Source organism: Azoarcus sp. Soil_N_20 (assembly GCF_057656155.1).
The window spans coordinates 108,679-127,956 of sequence record NZ_JBDGKX010000013.1; the positions used below are offsets into that span (position 1 = coordinate 108,679).

Below are 19,278 nucleotides of genomic sequence, written 5' to 3' on the forward strand. Positions count from 1 at the left end.
TCGGTCTCATGTGGACACCTTGTCGATCCGCACCCAGGGCGTATTGACCACCCGGACCGAGCCATAGTCGGACGCGTTCACGCCGATCTCCTCGTCGCTCAGATAGCAGGCCGGGTCCTCGGCCCACGGGTTGCCGGTGATCTGCTCGGCCCGCACCCGCGAGTTGCCATTGCAGATCTCGAGGTAGCGACAGGCGCCGCAGCGCCCTTCGAGCTTGCGCGGATGCTGCTTCAGGCCGGCCAGCAGCGGATTGGACAGATCGTTCCAGATCTCGCCGAAGGCACGCTCGCGCACATTGCCGAGCGGGACATGCCACCACATCGTGTCGGGATGGACGATGCCCAGGTTGTCGATGTTGGCCACGTTCACACCGCTGGCGTTGCCGCCCCACTGGCGCAGTTTGGCTTCGATGTGAGGGGTCCGGTCGGGAAAGCGGCGGCGCACCCAATCGAGCATGAACACCCCGTCGGCATCGTTGTTGCCGGTGACGAACTCCTTGTCGAGGCCGCGCCGGTGCAGGGTCAGACAGGTCTCGAACAGCAACTCCATCGCCTCGCGGGTAGTGCGGTGATGGGCATCGTCGCCGCGATGCTTGTTGCCGCGCCCGGCGTAATTCAGGTGCGAGAAGTAGAACTTGTCGATCTGCTCGTCCTCGACCAGCCTGAGCAGCGCACGCAGATCATGCGCATTGTCTTCGGTCATGGTGTAGCGCACGCCCACCTTGATGCCGCGTTGCCGGCACAGGCGGATCCCCGCGAGCGAGGCATCGAAGGCGCCCGCCTTGCGCCGGAAGCGGTCGTGGGTGTCGGCGATACCGTCGAGGCTCACCCCCACATAGTCGAAGCCGATATCGTCGATCTCGTCGATGTTCGATTCGTCGATCAGGGTGCCGTTGGACGACAGGCCGACATAGAAACCCATTTCCTTCGCTCGGCGTCCGATCTCGAAGATATCCGGCCGCAGCAGCGGCTCACCGCCCGACAGGATCAGCACCGGCACGCGGGCCGCCTGCAGATCGTCCATCACGCGGAACACGTCGGCGGTCGACAGCTCGCCGGCGAAATCGGTATCGGCCGAGATCGAGTAGCAGTGCTTGCAGGTCAGGTTGCAGCGCCGGATCAGGTTCCAGATCACCACCGGTCCGGGCGGATTGCGGCGCGGACCGACAGGGGTGGGCTGATCGAGCTCGCGGATGAACTGGGAAATACGGAACATGACGGACGAACCTCCTGGTTCCCCCGATTACAGCCCACGCTGCCAAAACATAAAATGATGCGGGTCAATCCGCCGCGATCGTCGCCCGCACGCGCGATCGTCGCCCGCAACGATGCGGCCGAGCAGGAGAATGTGGCGCCCTACGATCCGCTGCAGGATCTCAACCCACGACCAGCATGAGCAAGGCCTGCGACCGGGTGTGGCGAGGGTTCCGATGACGTTGAACTTCCAGCTCCCGCTTCCTATTCTTGTTGGGTGGGCACCAGGTTTTCGTCACTGACTGGAATCCGCCGTATGCTTGATTTTCTGCCCATGTGAGGAGGTTGCGATGAGTTGGAGAGAACGTAAACCGGAGGAGGTCTATTCGGACGCCGAAACCTTGAAACGCCTGGAGGAAGAATTGCCCCAGTGGTATCTGGAGAACGGCTGGATACGGCGTAAATACAAGACCAGTGGTTGGAAATCGACGCTGATGGTGGTCAACACCGTGGGGCATCTGGCGGAAGCCGCATTCCACCATCCGGACATGTCGATCTCCTATGCCTTTGTGATTGTGAAGCTGATGAATCACGCTGCAAAAGGCGTCACCAACAAGGACTTCGAACTGGCCAGGAAGATCGAAGAAGTCATCATGTGGCAACCGGGAAAGGACGAAGGTTCGAGTCTCGAAGGAACCCCCGACGATCCTCGCTTCAAGTACCTGAAGTACGATTGAGCCCCTGGCTTTCAACAGGCACAAGGCGCTCGAACGGAAGCCCGGGCACAGATCTGTGCTCACGCTGCGATCTCTTCGGCGCCGCCCCCTGGACGGTTCCGAACCCGCTCTGAAGAAAGGGCCGCGTTGCGGCCCTTTCTTCCCTCTCTTGCGGTTCCGCTCGGTGAACCCTGCCTGGTTCGCTACTTCTCGGCGAAGCAGTAGAGCAACCCGTCGCCTCCCGTTCCCTGCAGTGCCTTCTGACTGCAACCGCCCCGGGTCGGATGCGAGGAGTTCCAGGACGTCGCCCAGGCGTGCAAGGCGGGCCCGGAGCGATCGTGATGCCCGGTCATGGCACTCCCCTCGTCCCCACCTTTGGTCCAGTTGCCGCACGTCATGTCCGCATACGGCGGGCTGGGCGGAAACGCCGTTCCGTCGGAGCGGGAACCGGTGAGAATGTCATGGCGGTTGGGCTTATCGGTGCGGCCATTCACGATCTGGCCCTTCTCGTCCAACGCGGTTTCCTTGGTCACGTTGGCTGTGGCCGAGTGGAGATCCTCGACGTTCCTGGCGACCATCACCCCCTTGGCGTTGTACCACGGGCCGCTGCCGATCCGGTCGCGTGCGTGGACTGCGTTCGGGTCGTCGAGCGCTGCGCCCTGGGTGCTCAGGTAGGCGCGCCAGGTCCGGTTTCCGGCACCGGCGGCGGCCGCCAGCGACTGGCAATGCCGGTCAGCCCCCTCGAGACCGCCGAAATCGGCCCCCGCGCCTGGTCCGGCGCTGGTGATAAAGAACGACATGTCGGCTCCGACCGCGGTCGTTGCCGTTGCGCCCCACAACAACAACGAACCGGCCAGAACCGTCAACGTCTTCGTCGCGCTATGCATGGCACGCTCCTTCTTCGGGTTGTGGAACCCGTTTAGATGAAACGGAGCCCGATCGGTTCTCGGCTCCCTCCGGCGCCGCTTTCCGGGGCGACGCAGAGCGGCCTTGCGTCCGTGACCGACCGGCCGCTGGACGCTTTCGGGGACACCGCATCGACGAAGGAGGCGGGTTCGCGACCCGCCATGATGACCCCGTCCTGGCCGGCCGCAGGTTCGGCCTCCGTGGCGGATGCAACTCCTTGCCGGTGACCGTTGCGTTGACAGGTACTATCCGACCTGGCCCACTCAAGAGAAGCAATGCCCGAATGCGAACAGAAGTCAAAGAGAAGCCCGGACGTGCCGTCGTGGCGGCCGTACAACTGCCGAGCGTGAGCGACGTCGAATTCGAGGCATCGCTCACCGAGCTGCGCGAACTGGCCAAGACACTGGGATTCGAGGTCGTCCGCACCTTCGTCCAGAAGCGCACCGGCTTCGACCGGACGGCCTACCTGGGGGTCGGCAAGCGCCAGGAGATACACCACTTCGTGAATGTCGAAGCCGGGTTTGACGGTCTGGAGGACAGTGCCGACCCTGGCGCCGGTGCCATCGACGTGATCCTGGTCGATCACGAGATTTCCCCGTCGCAGGCGCGCAATCTCGAAAAGGATGTCGGCTGCGAGGTGATGGACCGAACCATGGTCATCCTCGAGATCTTCCATCGCAACGCCCGCTCCCGCGCGGCCAAGGCGCAGGTGGAGATCGCCCGCCTCGGCTACATGGCCCCGCGTCTGCGCGAGGCGGCGAAGCTGGCCGGGCCGCAGGGGCGACAGCGCAGCGGCGTCGGCGGCCGCGGCGCCGGCGAATCGCACACCGAGCTGGATCGCCGCAAGATCCGTGACCGCATCGCCGAACTGCAGCTGGAGATCGTCGCCATGGATGCCGAGCGCAAGACCCAGCGCGCGCGGCGGCAAGAACGGCAGGGACTTGCGGGCGTCGCGCTTGTCGGCTACACCAACGCCGGCAAGTCCACGCTGATGCGGGCGCTCACCGGTAGCGAGGTGCTGGTGGCCAATAAGCTCTTCGCCACGCTCGACACCACGGTGCGCACCCTCTACCCGGAAAGCGTGCCCCGTGTGCTCGTCAGCGACACCGTCGGCTTCATCAAGAACCTGCCACACGGGCTCGTCGCGTCGTTCAAGTCGACCCTCGACGAGGCGCTCGATGCGTCGCTGCTGCTCCACGTCATCGATGCGAGCGATCCCGGCTTCGAGCGCCAGCTCGAGGTCACCGACAAGGTGCTCGAGGAGATCGGTGCGAACGTCGTGCCGCGGATCCGCGTCTTCAACAAGATCGACCATGTCGGCGATGTGGCGGCACAGGCCGAACGCGAGGCGGCGCTGCGCGCGCACTACCCGGATTGCATCGTGATGAGCGCCCGCCGCCCGGACGAGGTCGCGACCCTGCGCCACGCGATCGTCGCGTTCTTCCAGCAGCATCTTGTCGAAGCCGAACTGTTCCTGCCGTGGTCGGCGCAACAGCTGCGTCGTGAGATCTACGCCAACTGCGAGGTCCTCGAGGAGCGCGCGGACGACGACGGAGCGTTCTTCCGCCTCCGCGGCGAACGCGACGCGGTGGACAGCCTGCGCGAGCAGTTCGAGCAGGTGCAGTGAGTTCGGCGCGGCGCCGCTGTCCGGTCGCGCTCGGGAGCGGACTGCCCGGCGGACGCGCCGGGGTGCAAAGGTGCCCGCGGGTGGCAGCAAGGCCGCACGCCGTGCACCCGGCGTGCGGCCTTGCCATCACCCGCCGATCAGACGCAGGCCGGTCTTTTTGAGGATGGCGGTGGAAAAGAGCACGTCGTGCCTGCGGCAGGCACCCGTAAAACGGCTATCCATCAGCGCCACGATATCCTCCACGCGCCCGAGTGCAGCCTCGCGGCTGCCGGCATGAACCATGGCAAAGAGGTTGTAGGGCCAGTCCGGCAACTGACGGGGGCGGCGATAGCAGTGGGTCACGAAATCGAGCGCGCCGACGAGTTCGCCGACCTCGTCGACGCGGGCATCGTCGATATCCCAGACGCTCATGCCGTTTGCGGTGTACCCGATCGCATAGTGATTCGGCACCGCGCCGATGCGACGTATCGCCCCGCGCGCCAGCATCGCCGCCAGTCGATCACGTATCTGCCGTTCGCTGCAGCCGAGCCGATCGGCCAGCACGGCATAGGGGCGCACGGCCAACGGTAGTCCGTCCTGGGTGGCTAGCACCAGACGCCGATCCAGATCGTCATCCTCCGCGGCCGCACAATCCGCCGATTCGCTCATCAGGCCTCCAGTCTCATCTCGACGAAATACTCACGCTCCTTCGGGAAGCGGTGCACCGCCAGGCCAGTGGCAGCCTCGATCCGGCCCGCGACCTCGGCAATGCCCCCGGGGCTGGCGGTGGCGAGGACGAACCACATATTGAAGACATGTTCGCGACGATAGTTGTGGGCAACCTCGGGGAAGGCATTCACCGCCTCCACCACCCGCGCCCAGTCCTCGTCCGGTACCGCCATCGCCGCCAGGCAGAACGCTCCGCCCATGCGTTCGATCTGGAACATCGGGCCGAAGCGGGTGAGCACGCGGGCGTCGAGCAGGCTTTGCAGGCGGCCGATGACCTCGTCCGCGCTCAGACCGAGCGCCGCACCCACCGCCGCATAGGGCTCCTCGACCAGCGGAAAGTCGCCTTGCAGGGCATTGATCAGACGCCGGTCGATGTCGTCCGGTGCCCGCGTGGCCGCCACCCCGCGCGGTCCGGGTCCGCGCTGATCAGTCATCGACGGGCTCCGGGGCAAGCGGCAGATAATGTGCCCCGCCCTGCTTGAACCGCCGACCGCTGAACAACACGGTGTGCGGCCACTGATCGAGCCCGAGGCGCCGTGCGAGTTCGTCGCGGGTCGCCAGCACGGCCTCGCGGGCACTCCCATGGATCATGCAGAACAGGTTGTAGCGCCAGCGTCCGTCCGCCCGCTGGCGCCGGTAACACAGGGTGACCGCCGGCTCCAGCGCCAGACGGCGGCCGAGCTCGCTGGCAAGCCGGTCGGGCACGTCCCATACGCACATCGCATTGGTGCCGATCCCCAGCTCGTGATGACGCACCACCACCCCGAAACGGCGGATCAGCCCGTCGGCGAGTGCACGCTCGACGGTTTCGATCACCATCCCCTCGTTCAAGCCCACTCGCCGACCGAGCACTTCCCAGGGCGCCGCCACGATCGGCAGTCCGCCCTGCAATGCCGCGAACAGCCTGCGTTCGAGCGCGGGCAGCGCACAACCTTGCTCGACCATGGGCGCAGAACCGGCGCCGGCCAGACACTTGCGCGCAACCCCGGTCAGATCGAACCCGAGATCGATGTGGAACTCTTCCTCCATCGGCAGACAGATTGCCGTGCACCCGGTGTCGCCCTCGATGTCGCGGACGATGCGTGCCAGTGCCGCGGCATCTTCTGCGGTGACGACGAACCACAGGTTGTAGGCGTGCTCGCGTTCATAGTTGTGATTGACGCCAGGCTCGGCGCTCACCCTGGCCGCCACCGCCTCGAGCCGCTCCCCGGGCACCGCGAGCGCCACCAGGGCACCGACACCGATCCGGCGCGGGGCAAAGACCGCCCCGACCCGGCTGACCACCCCCGCCGCCACCCAGCCGCGATAGGACTCGATGACCGCCTGTTCGCCAACGCCGACCGCGTCGCCGATGTGTGCGAAAGGCCGCGGCAGCAGCGGAAAGTCGCGCTGCCAGTCATTGAGCAGGCGAAAGCCGGCGTCCCCGGCGTCGTGCGGCAGGCAGGCTGTGCGCGGCATCGCTCAGAACCCGGTGCGCGCCGCGCGGCTGGTGAAGAAGATGCCGCTCGGGCTGGCCGACTCGAAGCCCGCCACAGGCTTGCGCGTGGCCGTGTCATAGACCACGACGCGGTTATCGTCGCGGGCGGACAGCCACACCGCCTCCCCCCTGGGCGCGAACTCCATGTGCAGGATGGCGCGCCCAGGCTGCAGGGTATCGACCACCTTCTGCTCGAGGGTGTCGATTACCTGCACCCAGCCGTTGTCGGGGAAGGCGAAGTTCACCCACACCTCGCGGCCGTCGGGCCGCGCCATGACGAACACCGGCTGACTCTTGACCGGAATGCGTGCGACTTCCTGCCAGCTGCGGGTGTCGACGACCAGCACTTCGTGGCGGCCGATCGCCGGCAGGTAGGCTCGACCGCCCGCCACCGCCCAGCCGCGCAGGTGCGGCATCTTGTACACCGGCAACGGCTCGGTACCCCTGCCGTAGCCGGCGAGGATCTTGCGCACGCCCTGCTCCGGTTGCCACAGATCGAGCATGGCCAGCCCGTCCTCCCCGAACAGGCCGGCAATGTAATGACGTCCATCCGGCGTGACCAGACCGTCGTAGGGCTGGCGACCCGCCGGGTAACGCTGCGTTTTCGGGTGCTTCGGATCGGACAGGTCGGTGACCCGGATCTCGTCGGCATCGAACAGCGCGTAGGCGAAGCGGTTGCCGGGCAGATCGGCGAGGCCGACCACCTTGGAACGCTTGCCTTCGGCGCCGTATTCGGCGGGCACATCGGCCAACAGTTCGAGGGTGTCGGCGTCGAAGGCCTTGATGCCGCCCGGCGCATAATTCTGCGCGACCACCATGCGTCCGTCCTGCGAAATGGCACCGCCGATCGCATTGCCGGCCTGAAGCACCCGCCTGACGATGGTGGCGGTGAGCAGGTCGACCTTGGTCAGTCCGCCATCGCGACCGAACACATAGGCATGGCGTGCATCACGCGAGAACACCACCGAGGCATGCGACAGGTCGCCCAGACCCGCCACCTTCGCCAGCACGCTGTGTCCGCTGGTCTCGACGATCTGCACCCGGCCATCGGCGCGCTCGATGACGACACCGAGGTCGCCGGTACCGCGCAGTGGGGCGAACGGTGCCCGGGTGGCGCAGGCCGACAGCAACAGCACGATGACCGGCAACAGGATGCCCCACAGCAGCGGCGGGGCGAGGCGTACTTCGCGATCGGACATGTTCCGGCTCCTGGTGCTTCAGTTTGCGCCACCGGCAAGTGCCGGCCCGCCATCCGCGGGAAAACCGCGCATCAGTTGGTCGACGATCCACTCCGCCTCGAGCTCGCTGACGATGCCGCGGAACGGCGGCATCGGCGTGCCGGGACGCCCGCCGACGATCGTTGCCACGAGCCCTTCGGCCGGCTTGTCGGCGAGGGCTTGCGCGGTCAATGCGGGACCGAGACCGCCGGCCAGCGTGAGACCGTGACAGGAGCCGCAGTCCTGGCGAACCAGATGGACGAGGTCGCGGGCGCGTGCCGGCTCGGGCTCAGCAGCGGAGGCCAGTGCAGCCACGGTTGCCGCGGCTATCAACACCAGCACGTGGGCGAGCAAGGGGGGCAGCTTCATCGGTTCATCCATAAGGTCGTTCGGGCTGACGCACAGGATTCCCCAGCCGAGTCCGCAACGCCTTGACTCGTATCAATAGCGTCCGGCGGCGCTCACTCGGCGACCACGATGGTGCCCAACATTTCGGGATGCGGACCGCAGCGGTACTCGTAGCGCCCCGGGGTGTCGAACCGGCGCGACCACCGTTCATCGGGGAAGAAACGCTCGGATTCTTCGCCGCTTCCGAGAAAGACCACCGAATGGCTGACGCGTTTCTCGCGATTGATCCAGGTGACGGTTTCACCCTTCCGGATAGTCAACTCGGACGGCGTGAACATGTACTTCTCCACCGCGATCTCGTGCGCCAGCGCCGGCACGGGAAAATGCAGGCTCAGGGCAAGAACGCCTGAGCACAACACCACATTCGAGCGTGGACGCATCCAAAGCTCCTCGATCCGGAAAAACGGCGTGCCAAAGCACAAGGCATCGCCCACACCCGTGCAGGGACGGTGACGATGCCTGCGCCGTGCGCTGCGATCTACTGCTTCGCCGCCGTGATATCGGCCTTGGCGTCGATACCGAGCTTGTAGCCGAGCGAAACATGGTGGTAGCGACCGGCCGCGCTGTCGTCGTGAATCGCGAAGCCGAAGTTGTAGATCTTGCCCGTTTCCAGCGTGACATCGCCCTCGCCGCCGGCCAGCTTGCGCGCGAACACCACCGACCAGCTGTCGCCGTCGAGCTTGCCGTCGGCGCTCACCAGCGCCTTGCCGCCTTCCATCACGCGGGTGTCGGTCACATGGCCGTCGAAACCCTTCTTCTCGCCGCTGCGCCACTGCACCAGATCGTAGAACCGACCCTCGGCAAGGGAACCGCCCTTGACGTACTTCTTCTTGGTGTCGGCTGCACCGGGCATGGTGCGCGAGTCGGTATGGCAGCTGGCCCAGCACCCGGCCTGGTCGGCGAGTTCGACCTTGCCGCCGGACTCGAGCATGAACGCGATCTTGACCGGGTTCTTGTCATCCATCTTTGCCGCACCCGACGTCTTGGGCTGCGTCCACGAGAAGCGCAGATAGAGTGTGTCGCCGTCGTGCGCCGCCTGGACCTTTACCGGGATCGCCGCCGCCTTGCCTGCAATCGGACTGGGCTCGAGCTTCTGCCCGCTTGCCATCTTCTTGCCCATGTCGCCGGTTTCGTCGCTATGACAATCGGCGCAAGTCTCGCCTTTCTTCAGCGCGCGGGCGCCACCGTGTTCGGTGCCCTTGGTGATCCATTCCAGCGGCGAGACGCCGGGATGGAACAGGGTGATGTCCTTGGCGGCGACCTTGCTCCAGTCTGCCGGGGCTGCGGCGGTGGCGCCGCCCGCGCCGAGCGCGAGGACCGCGCCGGCCACTGCGGTGATGATCGTCCTGTTCATGCTTGATTCTCCTTTTGAGATCAGCGCGCTGCCGTGGCAGCGTACGGTTTACTCTTCGTCTTCCTCGGTCATGCCTTCGGGTTTGTGATGGGCAATCCCCTTGTGGCAATCGATGCAGGTCATGTTGTCTTCGCGCGCCATCTCGTGCTGCTTGCGCGCACGCTGCTTCTGCATTTCCGAATTCATGCTGTCCAGGCTGTGGCAGTTGCGGCATTCACGTGAGTCGGATGCCTTCATCCGCGCCCATTCGCTGCGTGCCAGCTGCAGGCGCTTGGCCTCGAACTTTTCGCGCGTGTCGATGGTGCCGGTAAGCTTGCCCCACACTTCGCGCGAGGCCTGGACCTTGCGGATCATCTTGTGCGTCCAGTCCTTGGGTACATGGCAATCCGGGCAGGTCGCACGCACGCCGGTGCGGTTGCTGTAGTGGATCGTTTCCTTGTATTCCTGATAGACGTTGTTCTCCATCTCGTGACACGAGATGCAGAACGTCTCCGCATTGGTCGCTTCCATGGCGGTATTGAAACCGCCCCAGAAGAACACCCCGACCACGAAACCCACCACCAACAGGCCACCCAGCGAGTACTTCACGCTCGGGCGGCGCAGACGGGCGAAATACCCGCCGGATTGTTCTTGTTTTGACTTGCTGTCTCGATCTGTCATGGATCCATCCTTGGCTGGCCCCCGTGCAGGGCACGGGGGCTCTCGGCGCTCGATCGGAAACCGATCAATAGACGTCGTGCATCGTGTTGAACACGTTGAACTTACCGGTCGGCGTCACGATGGCCGGATCGGTAATGACCTTCTTCAGCTTCAGCGTCTTGTCGTCATAGATGACGATTGCCGATTGATCGGCCTTGCCGCCCCACAACGAGATCCACACTTCGTCACCGACCTGGTTGAATTCCGGATGGGTCGCGCGGCGAATCGCCTTGCTCTCCGGCAGCCCGGAATCCTTCGCCACGTCGAGACGGGTCGGCTCCTTCGACAGATCCTTCAGATCGAACACATAGACCGACTCGGCGACTTCACGCTCCGGGTTCATCGGCGCATCGGCCCACAGATGGGTGGATTGCGGATGGGTCTTCACGAACAGGTTGCCCGCGCCAGGCATCTTGAGCTCCTGCACCACCTTCCAGTTGTGGCTCTTGTACTTGGCGTACTTGGCTTCGTCCGAGGCAGTGGAAATCACCGAGACCACGTCGGCGCCGAGGTGCCCCGTGGTCCATACCGGACCGAACTGCGGATGGACGAAGTTGGCGCCGCGCCCCGGGTGCGGGATCTTCGCGGTATCGACCAGGGCGGCCAGCTTGCCGGTCTTGGTATCGACCGCGGCCACCTTGTTCGAGGCATTCGCGGCGACCATGAAGTAGCGCTTGGATGCATCCCAGCCGCCGTCATGGAGGAACTTGGCGCTTTCGATGGTGGTGGTCTTCAGGTTCTTGATGTCGGTGTAGTCGACGAGCAGGATCTGGCCCGTTTCCTTCACGTTGACCACCCATTCCGGCTTGATGTGCGAAGCCACGATGGAAGCCACACGGGGTTCCGGATGGTATTCGCCATCCACCGTCTGGCCGCGGGTGGAGACGACCTTGATCGGCTCCAGGGTCTCACCGTCCATGATCGAGTACTGGGGCGGCCAGTAGGTGCCGCCGATCAGGTACTTGTCCTCGTAGCCCTTGAACTTGGACGTATCGACCGAACGCGCATCCGAACCGAGGCGCACGGTGGCGACCGTCGTCGGCTCTTCGTACCACATGTCGATGATGGTGGTCAGACCGTCACGACCCACGGTATACACATAGCGACCGGACGCGGACAGGCGCGAGATATGCACCGCGTAGCCGGTGTCGAGCACCTTCCAGATCTGGTGCGTATCGCCGTCGACCAAGGCCAGCTTGCCGGCGTCGCGCAGGGTGATCGCAAAGACGTTCTTGAGATTGATCTTGTTCATCTGCTTCTTCGGACGCTCGGCAACCGGAACGAGCACCTTCCAGCTGTCCTTCATGTCCTTCAGCGAGAACTCGGGCGGCACATCCGGCGTGTTCTGGATGTAGCGCGCCATCAGATTGATTTCATCCTTGCCCAGGATGTCGTCGTAATTGACCATCCCGCCTTCGGTTCCGTAGGCGATGATCTTCTCGAGGCGCTCGGTGCCGAGCTTGAGCGTACCGCCCTCGAGCTTGGTGCCGTCGGCCAGAGTCTTCTCCCACTGCGGCTCGAGGTTCTTGCCGGTTGCGCCCTTGCGCAACACACCGTGACACCCGGCGCAACGCTCGAAATAGATCTGCTTGGCCTTGGCCTTTTCGTCCGCCGTCATTTCCGGCGCGGAAGCCGCCCAAGCGCTGCTCATGGCCAGCGGAAGCGCAGCCAGCGCAAACGCCCCGATCATCCCTTTGATATGCATGACATTCCCCCAAGTAATAGCCGCATTCGGCCTTCATTTGCCGAAGCGGACTATGTTCCCCCACGATTTGTGCGTCTTTAACCTGCGTCAATTTCAGCACTTCACCCCTGCTGATAGAGTGGGTTCAATGCCAACGGCCCAGGAGAGTGGGACATGCCCGCCTATTTCGTCGCATCGCCACCGGGCTCCGCCCCCCTGACCGGACGCCGGCCTGTGACGCTACCCACGTTCATCAACAGCAAGGCTTACATCGACCGCGGACATGCAAGTGGTCGCATGCACTCAACAGGTGGGGGAAAAATCATGGATATGCGCTCAGAAGATCACCGCACCCTCGGCACGGGCAAGGTTGCGCTCGTCGGTGCCGGCCCCGGTGACCCCGAACTCCTTACCCTGCGCGCCGCCCGCCGCATCGCGGAGGCCGACGCGATCGTGTACGACCAGTTGGTGGGCGAGACCATCCTCGATCTCGCCAAACCCTCTGCGCTTCGTATCTATGCCGGCAAGAAAGCGGGCAACCACGCGCTGCCGCAGGAAGAAATCAACCAGTTGCTGGTCGATCTCGCGCGCCGGGGGCTGAACGTGGTTCGTCTGAAGGGCGGCGACCCGTTCATTTTCGGTCGCGGCGGCGAGGAAATGCAGGAACTCGTGGCCTGTGGCATCGCCTGCGAGATCGTGCCCGGCGTCACCGCTGCGGCAGGCATGGCGGCCTGTACAGGCATTCCACTGACCCATCGCGATCACGCCCAGACCGTGGTGTTCGCCACCGGTCACCTGAAGGAAGGCACGGTCGATCTGGACTGGACCGCCCTCGCACGTCCGCACCAGACGGTGGTGATCTACATGGGTCTCGGCGCACTGGAGATCATCTGCGCCGAATTGACCGCCCACGGCCTGCCGGCCACCACCCCGGCAGCGGTGGTCCATGCGGCAACCACGCCGCGACAGCGCATCGTGACCAGCACCCTGGCGACGCTTCCTGCCGAGGTGCGTGCAGCCGCGCTAAAGACCCCGAGCCTGATCGTGGTCGGCACCGTCGTCGAGTTGCACCCGCTGCTGATGAATCTCCCCGGGCACACGACGGCCGAGCACGCCTGACCCGGCCGACCGCTTTTCCCGGCCCGAGCCCGACCCCTGTCCCGTACTGGGGTTGCGAGCACTTCGCCTGTAGAATCCGGCGCTTGTCCCGAAATCTCCCATGGCAGGCCCGAACGTGGCGTCAACCCGTACTCCCCCGATCCGCATCGCGATCAACGGCTACGGCCGTATCGGTCGCTGCTTTCTCCGCGCACTGCACGAGTCCGGACTCCGCGACCAGTTCAGGGTGGTCGCGATCAACGAGCCGGCCGATCTGGCCAGCATCGCCTACCTGACCCGCTTCGACTCCACCCATGGCCGCTTTCCCGGCCGGGTTACCGCCGACGACGACGCCCTGCTGATCGACGACGAAATGATCGCGGTTTCCCACGCCATGACGCCCGAAGGCGTCGACTGGGCCGGCCTGGAGCTGGATCTGGTGGTGGAGTGCTCCGGACAATACGGCGAGCGCGCCCAGTTGCAGCGCTTCCTCGGCGCGGGCTGCCCCAGACTGCTGCTGTCCCACCCGGGCAATAGTGCCGCCGACGTCGATGCCACCGTCGTGTTCGGCATCAATCATGCGAGTCTGAGCGGACACGAGCGCCTCGTTTCCAACGCCTCATGCACCACCAATGCGGTGGTGCCGGTACTGGACCTGCTGCATCGCGAACTGGGGCTCGAGCAGGTGCTGCTCACCACCCTGCACTCGGTGATGAACGACCAGCCCCTGATCGACGGCTACCATCATTCCGATCTGCGTCGCACGCGCTCGGCGATGCAATCCATCATCCCGGTCTCGACCGGACTCGCGCGCGGTGTGGAGCGGCTGCTGCCCGAGCTGGCCGGCCGCGTACACGCCAAGGCGATCCGGGTCCCGACCCACAACGTGTCGGCGATCGACATGGTGCTGACGCTGGGTGAGGACGCCAACGCCGCCCGGGTCAACGCCCTGCTCCGGCACGCCGCTGACGGACCGTATGCCGGCCTGATCGCATGGTCGGACGAAACCCACGCTTCGATCGATTTCAATCACGACACCCATTCGGCCATCGTCGATGGCAGCCAGACACGTTCGTGCGGGCCGCGCATGGTGAACCTGCTGGTGTGGTTCGACAACGAGTGGGGCTTCGCCAACCGCATGCTCGATGTCACCCGTCACTGGCTGAGTTTGCCGGTCAACCCGAGCGGGACCGATGCCTAGCCCGCGATTGCTGTTGAATCTGGCGCTGGATCTGTACTCGCGCCAGCGCCAGCCGCGTATTCCGGAGCCGGAACTGGTGATGGCGGACGCCGCCTGCGCGACCGCCTTCATGAAGGCTGGCGCCGAGGACGGTATCCTTGCGCACACCTATCTCTACCACGCGATCCAGGCCAGCGCCGTCATCCCGGCGGGCGCACGGGTGGTGGATCTCGGCTGCGGCCCGGCGATCCAGCTCGCGTTGATCGCACGGCTGCACCCCGATTGCCACTTCATCGGCATCGATGCCGCCGACTCGATGCTCGCGCTGGCCGCAGATACCCTCGCCCGCCAGCACATCGACAACGTTCGCCTGCAGAAAGGCGACATGAGTGCGCTCGGCAACATCGACACTGCGTCGGCCGACGCGGTGATCTCGACCATGTCGCTGCACCATCTGGCCGACGTGGCAGCGCTCGAACGCACCGTGCACGAAGTTCGGCGCATCCTGAAGCCGGGTGGTGGAATCTATCTGGTGGATTTCGGGCGCCTCAAGCGCGACAAGACGCAGGAATTCTTCGCCACCGAACGCAAGGCAATTCAGCCGCCCCTGTTCACCGACGACTACTACAATTCACTGCGCGCCGCATTCAGCCTCGACGAGATTCGCAACGCCAGCAGCATATTCGGCGATGCAGTGCGGATCAAGCGGACCTTTCTCGTTCCCTTCCTGGTGGCAATCCGCAGCACCCGCTCGCACACACCGGGCACGACCGCCCTTGTGGCGGCTCGGGCGAGTTATGCCGCGCTCAGTGCGCGACAACAGTATGACTTCCGCGATCTGGCACGCTTCTTCGGCCATGGCGGTTTTGCATTGGCGTTCAAGCCCTGGTAAGCCCGAGCGATCGGATGCAGACGCAAAAAAGAAAACCGCCCTTTCGGGCTGTTTTCTTGGGGCGCAAGCCCTTGTGTAGCTTGGGGCGACATACCGGTTTTGAACCGGTGACCTTTGGAGCCACAATCATAGGCCAGAATGTAATAAATCATGCAGTTACGGCGCGATTCAATCTACAAAAGCGAGTTATCCACAGGGCTGCACACCGCGCTGTTCCTGGTGGAACCGACGGATTGTAGAACGTCTTTCGGGTATTCGAAGTGGGCGATCGCCTGAGGATCTCGGCGCCGGCAAAGCCGGGGGAGACCTCGACGTCGGCCGCCTCGACCTGCTCGCCCAGGCACTTCACCACGTTGCCCAGGCGCACGAGCGGCCGCCATCGACTGCGCAGCGCGGCCGCCAGCCGTTTCGCCGAGGACGGCGCGCGCCTACTCCAGCATCTGCAGCAACACCCCGTGCCACACGGCGGGCTTGATCTCGCCGAGCTTGCCCACCAGCCGCACCTTGTCCACGCAGCGGACCTGATCCAGCAGGATGCGCGCAGGCTTGCCGTTGAACTCGGTTTCGGGGCGACACCCCAGCGGCTGGCCCTTACTTGTGATCGGCGCCACGATCACCTGCGGCAGCGCCGCGTTCATGTCATCGGGCGAGATCACCAGCGCCGGCCGCGTCTTCTGAATCTCGGTGCCGACCGTGGGGTCGAGATTCACCCAGTAGACCTCTCCCCGGCTCACCCTGGCACCCGCCTTCACCATTCCCACTCCCCGCTGTCGGCCGCAGGCGGCAGGTCGCGCCACGCATCGTCATCCTGGTCGGCCCGATAACCCTCGAACCACCCCGCCCGCGCCGGCCGTGCGGGCTCGATCACGATACGGCTGCCCTCCAGGTGCAGTTCGATGTCATTGGCAATCCCGCACTCGGCCAGCAGCGCCGCCGGAATGAGCACTCCGCGCGAGTTTCCGATTTTCCTCAGTGTCGTGCGCATGTCGCGCTCCTTGCGTAATAACAACGTTATTACATCAGAGCAGGACCATTCGCACAAGCCCGGGCACCACGTGGGCGACCGTCTGCTGCAAGCAAGCAGTCGCCGCCTCGTGCGTGCGGTCGGTGCCGGCACCTACGTCGCGCGCCTCGGGGGCGACGAATTCGCCGTGGTGCTCGAGAATGTCTCCCCTCGCATCGCCGCGTCGGCCGCTCGGACGATCACGACCGAGCTCGCGAAGCCCTATGTGCTCGACGGCCACGACATCTTCGTCACGGCCAGCATCGGAATCGCCGTTCATCCGAGCGACGGCGACGACGCGGGCACCCTCCTCCGCCATGCCGAGGCCGCGATGTACCGCGCGAAGCGCTCAAGCCACCGACTGGCGTTCTATGAGGCTGCAATGGAGAGAAGCGCCCGCGAGCATCTGCGGCTCGAAAGTGATCTGCACCACGCCATCGATCACGGGGAACTGGTGCTCCACTACCAGCCCGAGATGGAGGCGGCGACCGGCCGCATGGTCGCCGTCGAAGCGCTTGTGCGTTGGCAGCACCCGTCGCACGGGCTGATCGGCCCGGACACGTTCATTCCAATTGCAGAGGAAATCGGTCTCATCGGGCCGATCGGCGCTTGGGTGCTCGACAGCGCGTGCGCGCAGCTCAAGGCGTGGCGCGACGCCGGCCACTTCCTGCGGGTCGCCGTCAACTTCTCCGCCGACCAGTTGCAGGATAGGGGCATCGCCGACATGGTCGCCACCGCGCTCGACCGCATCGGCCTGCAGGCCGACGACCTCGTCGTCGAGATCACCGAAAGCGTGTAGCTGGATCCTCAAAGCGTCGCGATCGACAACCTCCACCGCCTCAAGCGCCTGGGCGTTCGCCTTGCGATCGACGACTTCGGCACCGGCTACGCTTCGCTCAGCTATCTCAGGCACATGCCTGTCGATATCCTCAAGGTCGACCGCAGCTTCGTCACCGACCTCGCTGCTGTCGGTGTGGACGCCGCGATCGTCGGCGGAATCGTCTCGCTCGCCCACCATCTGGATCTGGAAGTCATCGTTGAAGGCGTCGAGACTCAGATGCAGTGCGACCTCGTTCGGGGTATGGGCTGCGACCTTGTGCAGGGTCACCTACTCGGCCGAGGCTTGCCCCCGACCGCGTTTACTGAGGCGTACTTCGGCAAAACATCTGAGCCTTCAAGACGATGATTCACGATGACTCCCCCCTCTGCAGCAGCCCACTGACGAACTCAGAGCAAACATTGCGAAGTGAAAGGATCGCCCCCGAGATGCCGACTGCGATGTAGAGCTGGGGGCGCCGCGATTCGCGGCGTCCGTCCGCCCTGAGCTCAATTGCGATCCGGGCGGCCGAGGAATAGAATACAGAAATCTGTATTGAACCTCTTTCCGAGGAGTGGCCATGAAGACGACCCTCAATCTGAACGACGCGTTGCTGACCGAAGCCAAAGCCTTTGCGGCCCAGCAGCACACCAGCCTGACCCGCCTGATCGAAGAAGGTTTGCAGTTGCGTCTGCGCGCCCAGCGCGCGCCCGCCAAACCCGTTCGCCTGCCGGTCTTCCGCGGTCAGGGCGGGCTGGTTCCCGGGCTCGACGGACGGAGCAACAAGGCCCTGCTGGATGCTGCCGATCAAGACGCGTAATCCATGACACCCGACGTCAACGTCCTGGTCGCTGCATCGCGCAGCGACCACCCCCATCACGCGGCCGCCCGCAGTTGGCTGGAACAGGCCATCGTCGCCGCGGGCCAAGGCACGCCGCTGAAGTTGCAGCCCATGGTGATTGCCAGCTTCCTGCGGCTGGTGACGCATCCGCGGATATTCATCCAGCCGACGCCCATAGCCGAAGCGCTGCGCTTCGTCGATGCGCTGTTGAGCGCGCCGGGCGTGGAACAACCCGAGTTGGGCGCCGAGTGGCCAAGGCTACGCAAGCTGTGCGCCGACAAGGCGCTCGCTGCCAATGACATTCCCGATGCCTGGCTGGCTGCCGCCGCCCTCCATCAAGGCGAGCATGTGACCAGTTTCGACGCCGATTTCAAGCGTCTGCTGCGAAGAGCCCAGTTCACGCGGCTCTCCGGCTGACCCCCGGGGCGGTTTCCGAGGCCATCGCAAATGCCGCGAAAGCCCGTGGGCAGGCAGGAGAATACGGCGCGCGTGCCGACCGGCAGCGGTGAGCGCCACCTGCTCGATGCGTTCGGCCACATGCACCGGATGCCGTCCGCCCAGCAACCGGAAGAGGGACAGCGTGCCGGGCGGTTCGTGCGAGAAGCTCCCTTGCAGCATCAACACCGGCAATGGTCGGCCAGCCGGCGCAGTTGCGCAGCCAGCCGGGCGACGGCATGTTCGCGCCGCATTGGTTCTCCTCAACCCCACGAAAATTCTTGTCGGCGGCGGCTACGGTTAAGATGCCGCCATGACCCGCACCGAACTTGCCGCCCGACTCGCTGAACGCTTCCCACAACTCGTGCAGAAGGATGCCGAAATGGCGGCGGCAGTGATTCTCAACGCCATCCGCGCCACCCTGCGCCGCGGCGACCGGGTCGAGATTCGCGGATTCGGCAGCTTCAGCCTGCATCGCCGCCCTTCCCGCAGGGCGCACAACCCGAAGACTGGCGAGCCGGTTGTGGTCCCGGCGAAATGGGTGCCCGCCTTCAAGGCCGGCAAGGAATTGCGCGAACGGGTGACGACGGCGAGCTGATCGCCGCCCCTCGATCACCGACAGCAGACGCGTCAACGCGAACCGGCGACGTCCTTCAAGGGCGGCATCGGCTGACCCATCCGCGACACCCAGGCGTCGTCCCTGCACGCGGCAACCGCTTTCTCCGTCGTCGCGCGCACCGGCGTCCATGAACGGGCTGACGACGTGCAAGGGGATCGGCGCTGGCCCGGTGTCGAGCAGCAGTGTCAGGCGCGCCGACTGCGCGCTCAGCCCTTTGAGTTCCGCGTAGCGGAATAGCTTGCGGTAGATTTCCGGCAGGTGCGACAGACGTGGCGGTTCTGCCCCGGCGCATCGTTGTTGGGCCCCCTGTGCCAAATTGATCTACGGCACCTACCCGCGAGATTTTGGTGAGTAACGAGGTAGGGATGACGATCGACCCTCAGACCGCCAGCGTCGATTGTGAC

At 64.9% G+C, this 19,278-nt stretch carries 21 protein-coding genes and 1 pseudogene; 9 read left to right on the top strand and 13 right to left on the bottom strand.

The window, feature by feature from the left end:
- Positions 1–6 precede the first annotated feature (6 nt).
- The gene (gene nirJ / locus AC3A35_RS21770; RefSeq protein WP_487438470.1) at positions 7–1,215 is read right to left on the bottom strand and encodes a heme d1 biosynthesis radical SAM protein NirJ; all 1,209 of its coding nucleotides are present in this window, start codon (positions 1,213–1,215) and stop codon (positions 7–9) included.
- A gap of 328 nt (positions 1,216–1,543) precedes the next feature.
- Here nirJ and AC3A35_RS21775 point away from each other — a divergent pair, with 328 nt between their 5' ends.
- On the top strand, positions 1,544–1,930 hold the full coding sequence (locus AC3A35_RS21775; RefSeq protein WP_487438471.1) for a 4a-hydroxytetrahydrobiopterin dehydratase: 387 nt from the start codon (positions 1,544–1,546) through the stop codon (positions 1,928–1,930).
- A 182-nt stretch (positions 1,931–2,112) separates the two neighbouring features.
- On the opposite strand, the gene AC3A35_RS21780 is transcribed toward AC3A35_RS21775, so the two are convergent.
- Positions 2,113–2,796 carry a hypothetical protein gene (locus tag AC3A35_RS21780; RefSeq protein WP_487438473.1) on the bottom strand — a complete coding sequence of 228 codons (684 nt, stop codon included), beginning with the start codon at positions 2,794–2,796 and terminating at the stop codon, positions 2,113–2,115.
- 302 nt (positions 2,797–3,098) lie between these two features.
- Here AC3A35_RS21780 and hflX point away from each other — a divergent pair, with 302 nt between their 5' ends.
- Positions 3,099–4,442 carry a GTPase HflX gene (hflX, locus tag AC3A35_RS21785; RefSeq protein WP_487438475.1) on the top strand — a complete coding sequence of 448 codons (1,344 nt, stop codon included), beginning with the start codon at positions 3,099–3,101 and terminating at the stop codon, positions 4,440–4,442.
- Positions 4,443–4,568: 126 nt separating this feature from the next.
- Here hflX and ahbB (AC3A35_RS21790) read toward each other — a convergent pair whose 3' ends face one another.
- The 9 genes from ahbB (AC3A35_RS21790) to AC3A35_RS21830 all read right to left on the bottom strand — a co-directional run bounded on the left by ahbB (AC3A35_RS21790) (position 4,569) and on the right by AC3A35_RS21830 (position 12,010).
- The gene (gene ahbB, locus AC3A35_RS21790; protein WP_487438477.1) at positions 4,569–5,090 is read right to left on the bottom strand and encodes a siroheme decarboxylase subunit beta; all 522 of its coding nucleotides are present in this window, start codon (positions 5,088–5,090) and stop codon (positions 4,569–4,571) included.
- Positions 5,090–5,584 carry an Lrp/AsnC family transcriptional regulator gene (locus AC3A35_RS21795; protein WP_487438478.1) on the bottom strand — a complete coding sequence of 165 codons (495 nt, stop codon included), beginning with the start codon at positions 5,582–5,584 and terminating at the stop codon, positions 5,090–5,092. Before AC3A35_RS21795 ends, ahbB (AC3A35_RS21790) begins: the two co-directional genes overlap by 1 nt.
- Positions 5,577–6,608: a siroheme decarboxylase subunit beta gene (gene ahbB, locus AC3A35_RS21800; RefSeq protein WP_487438480.1), complete on the bottom strand. Its 1,032-nt coding sequence runs from the start codon at positions 6,606–6,608 to the stop codon at positions 5,577–5,579. The genes AC3A35_RS21795 and ahbB (AC3A35_RS21800) overlap by 8 nt, the downstream gene beginning before the upstream one ends.
- A 3-nt stretch (positions 6,609–6,611) precedes the next feature.
- Complete coding sequence (locus AC3A35_RS21805; protein ID WP_487438481.1) at positions 6,612–7,826, bottom strand: cytochrome D1 domain-containing protein; 1,215 nt, start codon at positions 7,824–7,826, stop codon at positions 6,612–6,614.
- A gap of 18 nt (positions 7,827–7,844) precedes the next feature.
- Positions 7,845–8,213, bottom strand: coding sequence for a c-type cytochrome (locus AC3A35_RS21810; protein WP_487438483.1), 369 nt, complete (start codon positions 8,211–8,213; stop codon positions 7,845–7,847).
- A 92-nt stretch (positions 8,214–8,305) separates the two neighbouring features.
- Positions 8,306–8,632, bottom strand: coding sequence for a plastocyanin/azurin family copper-binding protein (locus AC3A35_RS21815; protein ID WP_487438484.1), 327 nt, complete (start codon positions 8,630–8,632; stop codon positions 8,306–8,308).
- 98 nt (positions 8,633–8,730) lie between these two features.
- The gene (locus tag AC3A35_RS21820; protein ID WP_487438485.1) at positions 8,731–9,606 is read right to left on the bottom strand and encodes an ethylbenzene dehydrogenase-related protein; all 876 of its coding nucleotides are present in this window, start codon (positions 9,604–9,606) and stop codon (positions 8,731–8,733) included.
- A gap of 48 nt (positions 9,607–9,654) precedes the next feature.
- On the bottom strand, positions 9,655–10,266 hold the full coding sequence (locus AC3A35_RS21825; RefSeq protein WP_487438486.1) for a NapC/NirT family cytochrome c: 612 nt from the start codon (positions 10,264–10,266) through the stop codon (positions 9,655–9,657).
- Positions 10,267–10,330: 64 nt separating this feature from the next.
- Entirely contained in the window at positions 10,331–12,010 is a 1,680-nt protein-coding gene (locus tag AC3A35_RS21830) for a cytochrome D1 domain-containing protein (RefSeq protein WP_487438487.1), read from the bottom strand.
- A 303-nt stretch (positions 12,011–12,313) separates the two neighbouring features.
- Between AC3A35_RS21830 and cobA the strand changes: the two genes are divergently transcribed.
- The 3 genes from cobA to AC3A35_RS21845 all read left to right on the top strand — a co-directional run bounded on the left by cobA (position 12,314) and on the right by AC3A35_RS21845 (position 15,159).
- Complete coding sequence (gene cobA, locus AC3A35_RS21835) at positions 12,314–13,108, top strand: uroporphyrinogen-III C-methyltransferase (protein ID WP_487438488.1); 795 nt, start codon at positions 12,314–12,316, stop codon at positions 13,106–13,108.
- A 100-nt stretch (positions 13,109–13,208) separates the two neighbouring features.
- Entirely contained in the window at positions 13,209–14,288 is a 1,080-nt protein-coding gene (locus AC3A35_RS21840; protein WP_487438489.1) for a type I glyceraldehyde-3-phosphate dehydrogenase, read from the top strand.
- The gene (locus AC3A35_RS21845) at positions 14,281–15,159 is read left to right on the top strand and encodes a class I SAM-dependent methyltransferase (RefSeq protein WP_487438490.1); all 879 of its coding nucleotides are present in this window, start codon (positions 14,281–14,283) and stop codon (positions 15,157–15,159) included. The genes AC3A35_RS21840 and AC3A35_RS21845 overlap by 8 nt, the downstream gene beginning before the upstream one ends.
- 428 nt (positions 15,160–15,587) lie before the next feature.
- Here AC3A35_RS21845 and AC3A35_RS21850 read toward each other — a convergent pair whose 3' ends face one another.
- Together AC3A35_RS21850 and AC3A35_RS21855 are read right to left on the bottom strand one after the other, a co-directional pair.
- Entirely contained in the window at positions 15,588–15,914 is a 327-nt protein-coding gene (locus AC3A35_RS21850; protein WP_487438491.1) for a type II toxin-antitoxin system PemK/MazF family toxin, read from the bottom strand.
- A complete protein-coding gene (locus AC3A35_RS21855; protein WP_487438492.1) occupies positions 15,908–16,144 on the bottom strand; it encodes an AbrB/MazE/SpoVT family DNA-binding domain-containing protein in 237 nt (78 codons plus the stop codon). The genes AC3A35_RS21850 and AC3A35_RS21855 overlap by 7 nt, the downstream gene beginning before the upstream one ends.
- Before the next feature lie 70 nt (positions 16,145–16,214).
- Here AC3A35_RS21855 and AC3A35_RS21860 point away from each other — a divergent pair.
- The 4 genes and pseudogenes from AC3A35_RS21860 to AC3A35_RS21875 all read left to right on the top strand — a co-directional run bounded on the left by AC3A35_RS21860 (position 16,215) and on the right by AC3A35_RS21875 (position 18,853).
- Positions 16,215–17,348, top strand: a pseudogene (locus tag AC3A35_RS21860) (putative bifunctional diguanylate cyclase/phosphodiesterase).
- Positions 17,349–17,559: 211 nt separating this feature from the next.
- Positions 17,560–17,799: a DUF6364 family protein gene (locus AC3A35_RS21865; protein WP_487438493.1), complete on the top strand. Its 240-nt coding sequence runs from the start codon at positions 17,560–17,562 to the stop codon at positions 17,797–17,799.
- Positions 17,800–17,802: 3 nt separating this feature from the next.
- Positions 17,803–18,237, top strand: coding sequence for a TA system VapC family ribonuclease toxin (locus AC3A35_RS21870; RefSeq protein ID WP_487438494.1), 435 nt, complete (start codon positions 17,803–17,805; stop codon positions 18,235–18,237).
- A gap of 331 nt (positions 18,238–18,568) precedes the next feature.
- Positions 18,569–18,853: an integration host factor subunit beta gene (locus AC3A35_RS21875; protein ID WP_487438495.1), complete on the top strand. Its 285-nt coding sequence runs from the start codon at positions 18,569–18,571 to the stop codon at positions 18,851–18,853.
- Positions 18,854–19,278 lie beyond the last annotated feature (425 nt).

Excerpts from the sequence above, each read along its gene's own strand:
- ahbB (WP_487438480.1), bottom strand. The coding sequence starts at position 6,608 with ATGCCGCGCACAGCCTGCCTGCCGCACGACGCCGGGGACGCCGGCTTT.
- AC3A35_RS21805 (WP_487438481.1), bottom strand. The coding sequence starts at position 7,826 with ATGTCCGATCGCGAAGTACGCCTCGCCCCGCCGCTGCTGTGGGGCATC.
- AC3A35_RS21875 (WP_487438495.1), top strand. The coding sequence starts at position 18,569 with ATGACCCGCACCGAACTTGCCGCCCGACTCGCTGAACGCTTCCCACAA.
- AC3A35_RS21795 (WP_487438478.1), bottom strand. The coding sequence starts at position 5,584 with ATGACTGATCAGCGCGGACCCGGACCGCGCGGGGTGGCGGCCACGCGG.
- AC3A35_RS21840 (WP_487438489.1), top strand. The coding sequence starts at position 13,209 with ATGGCAGGCCCGAACGTGGCGTCAACCCGTACTCCCCCGATCCGCATC.
- cobA (WP_487438488.1), top strand. The coding sequence starts at position 12,314 with ATGGATATGCGCTCAGAAGATCACCGCACCCTCGGCACGGGCAAGGTT.
- AC3A35_RS21820 (WP_487438485.1), bottom strand. The coding sequence starts at position 9,606 with ATGAACAGGACGATCATCACCGCAGTGGCCGGCGCGGTCCTCGCGCTC.
- ahbB (WP_487438477.1), bottom strand. The coding sequence starts at position 5,090 with ATGAGCGAATCGGCGGATTGTGCGGCCGCGGAGGATGACGATCTGGAT.
- AC3A35_RS21825 (WP_487438486.1), bottom strand. The coding sequence starts at position 10,266 with ATGACAGATCGAGACAGCAAGTCAAAACAAGAACAATCCGGCGGGTAT.
- hflX (WP_487438475.1), top strand. The coding sequence starts at position 3,099 with ATGCGAACAGAAGTCAAAGAGAAGCCCGGACGTGCCGTCGTGGCGGCC.
- AC3A35_RS21870 (WP_487438494.1), top strand. The coding sequence starts at position 17,803 with ATGACACCCGACGTCAACGTCCTGGTCGCTGCATCGCGCAGCGACCAC.
- AC3A35_RS21775 (WP_487438471.1), top strand. The coding sequence starts at position 1,544 with ATGAGTTGGAGAGAACGTAAACCGGAGGAGGTCTATTCGGACGCCGAA.
- AC3A35_RS21815 (WP_487438484.1), bottom strand. The coding sequence starts at position 8,632 with ATGCGTCCACGCTCGAATGTGGTGTTGTGCTCAGGCGTTCTTGCCCTG.
- AC3A35_RS21855 (WP_487438492.1), bottom strand. The coding sequence starts at position 16,144 with ATGCGCACGACACTGAGGAAAATCGGAAACTCGCGCGGAGTGCTCATT.
- AC3A35_RS21810 (WP_487438483.1), bottom strand. The coding sequence starts at position 8,213 with ATGAAGCTGCCCCCCTTGCTCGCCCACGTGCTGGTGTTGATAGCCGCG.
- AC3A35_RS21830 (WP_487438487.1), bottom strand. The coding sequence starts at position 12,010 with ATGCATATCAAAGGGATGATCGGGGCGTTTGCGCTGGCTGCGCTTCCG.
- AC3A35_RS21865 (WP_487438493.1), top strand. The coding sequence starts at position 17,560 with ATGAAGACGACCCTCAATCTGAACGACGCGTTGCTGACCGAAGCCAAA.
- AC3A35_RS21845 (WP_487438490.1), top strand. The coding sequence starts at position 14,281 with ATGCCTAGCCCGCGATTGCTGTTGAATCTGGCGCTGGATCTGTACTCG.
- nirJ (WP_487438470.1), bottom strand. The coding sequence starts at position 1,215 with ATGTTCCGTATTTCCCAGTTCATCCGCGAGCTCGATCAGCCCACCCCT.
- AC3A35_RS21850 (WP_487438491.1), bottom strand. The coding sequence starts at position 15,914 with ATGGTGAAGGCGGGTGCCAGGGTGAGCCGGGGAGAGGTCTACTGGGTG.
- AC3A35_RS21780 (WP_487438473.1), bottom strand. The coding sequence starts at position 2,796 with ATGCATAGCGCGACGAAGACGTTGACGGTTCTGGCCGGTTCGTTGTTG.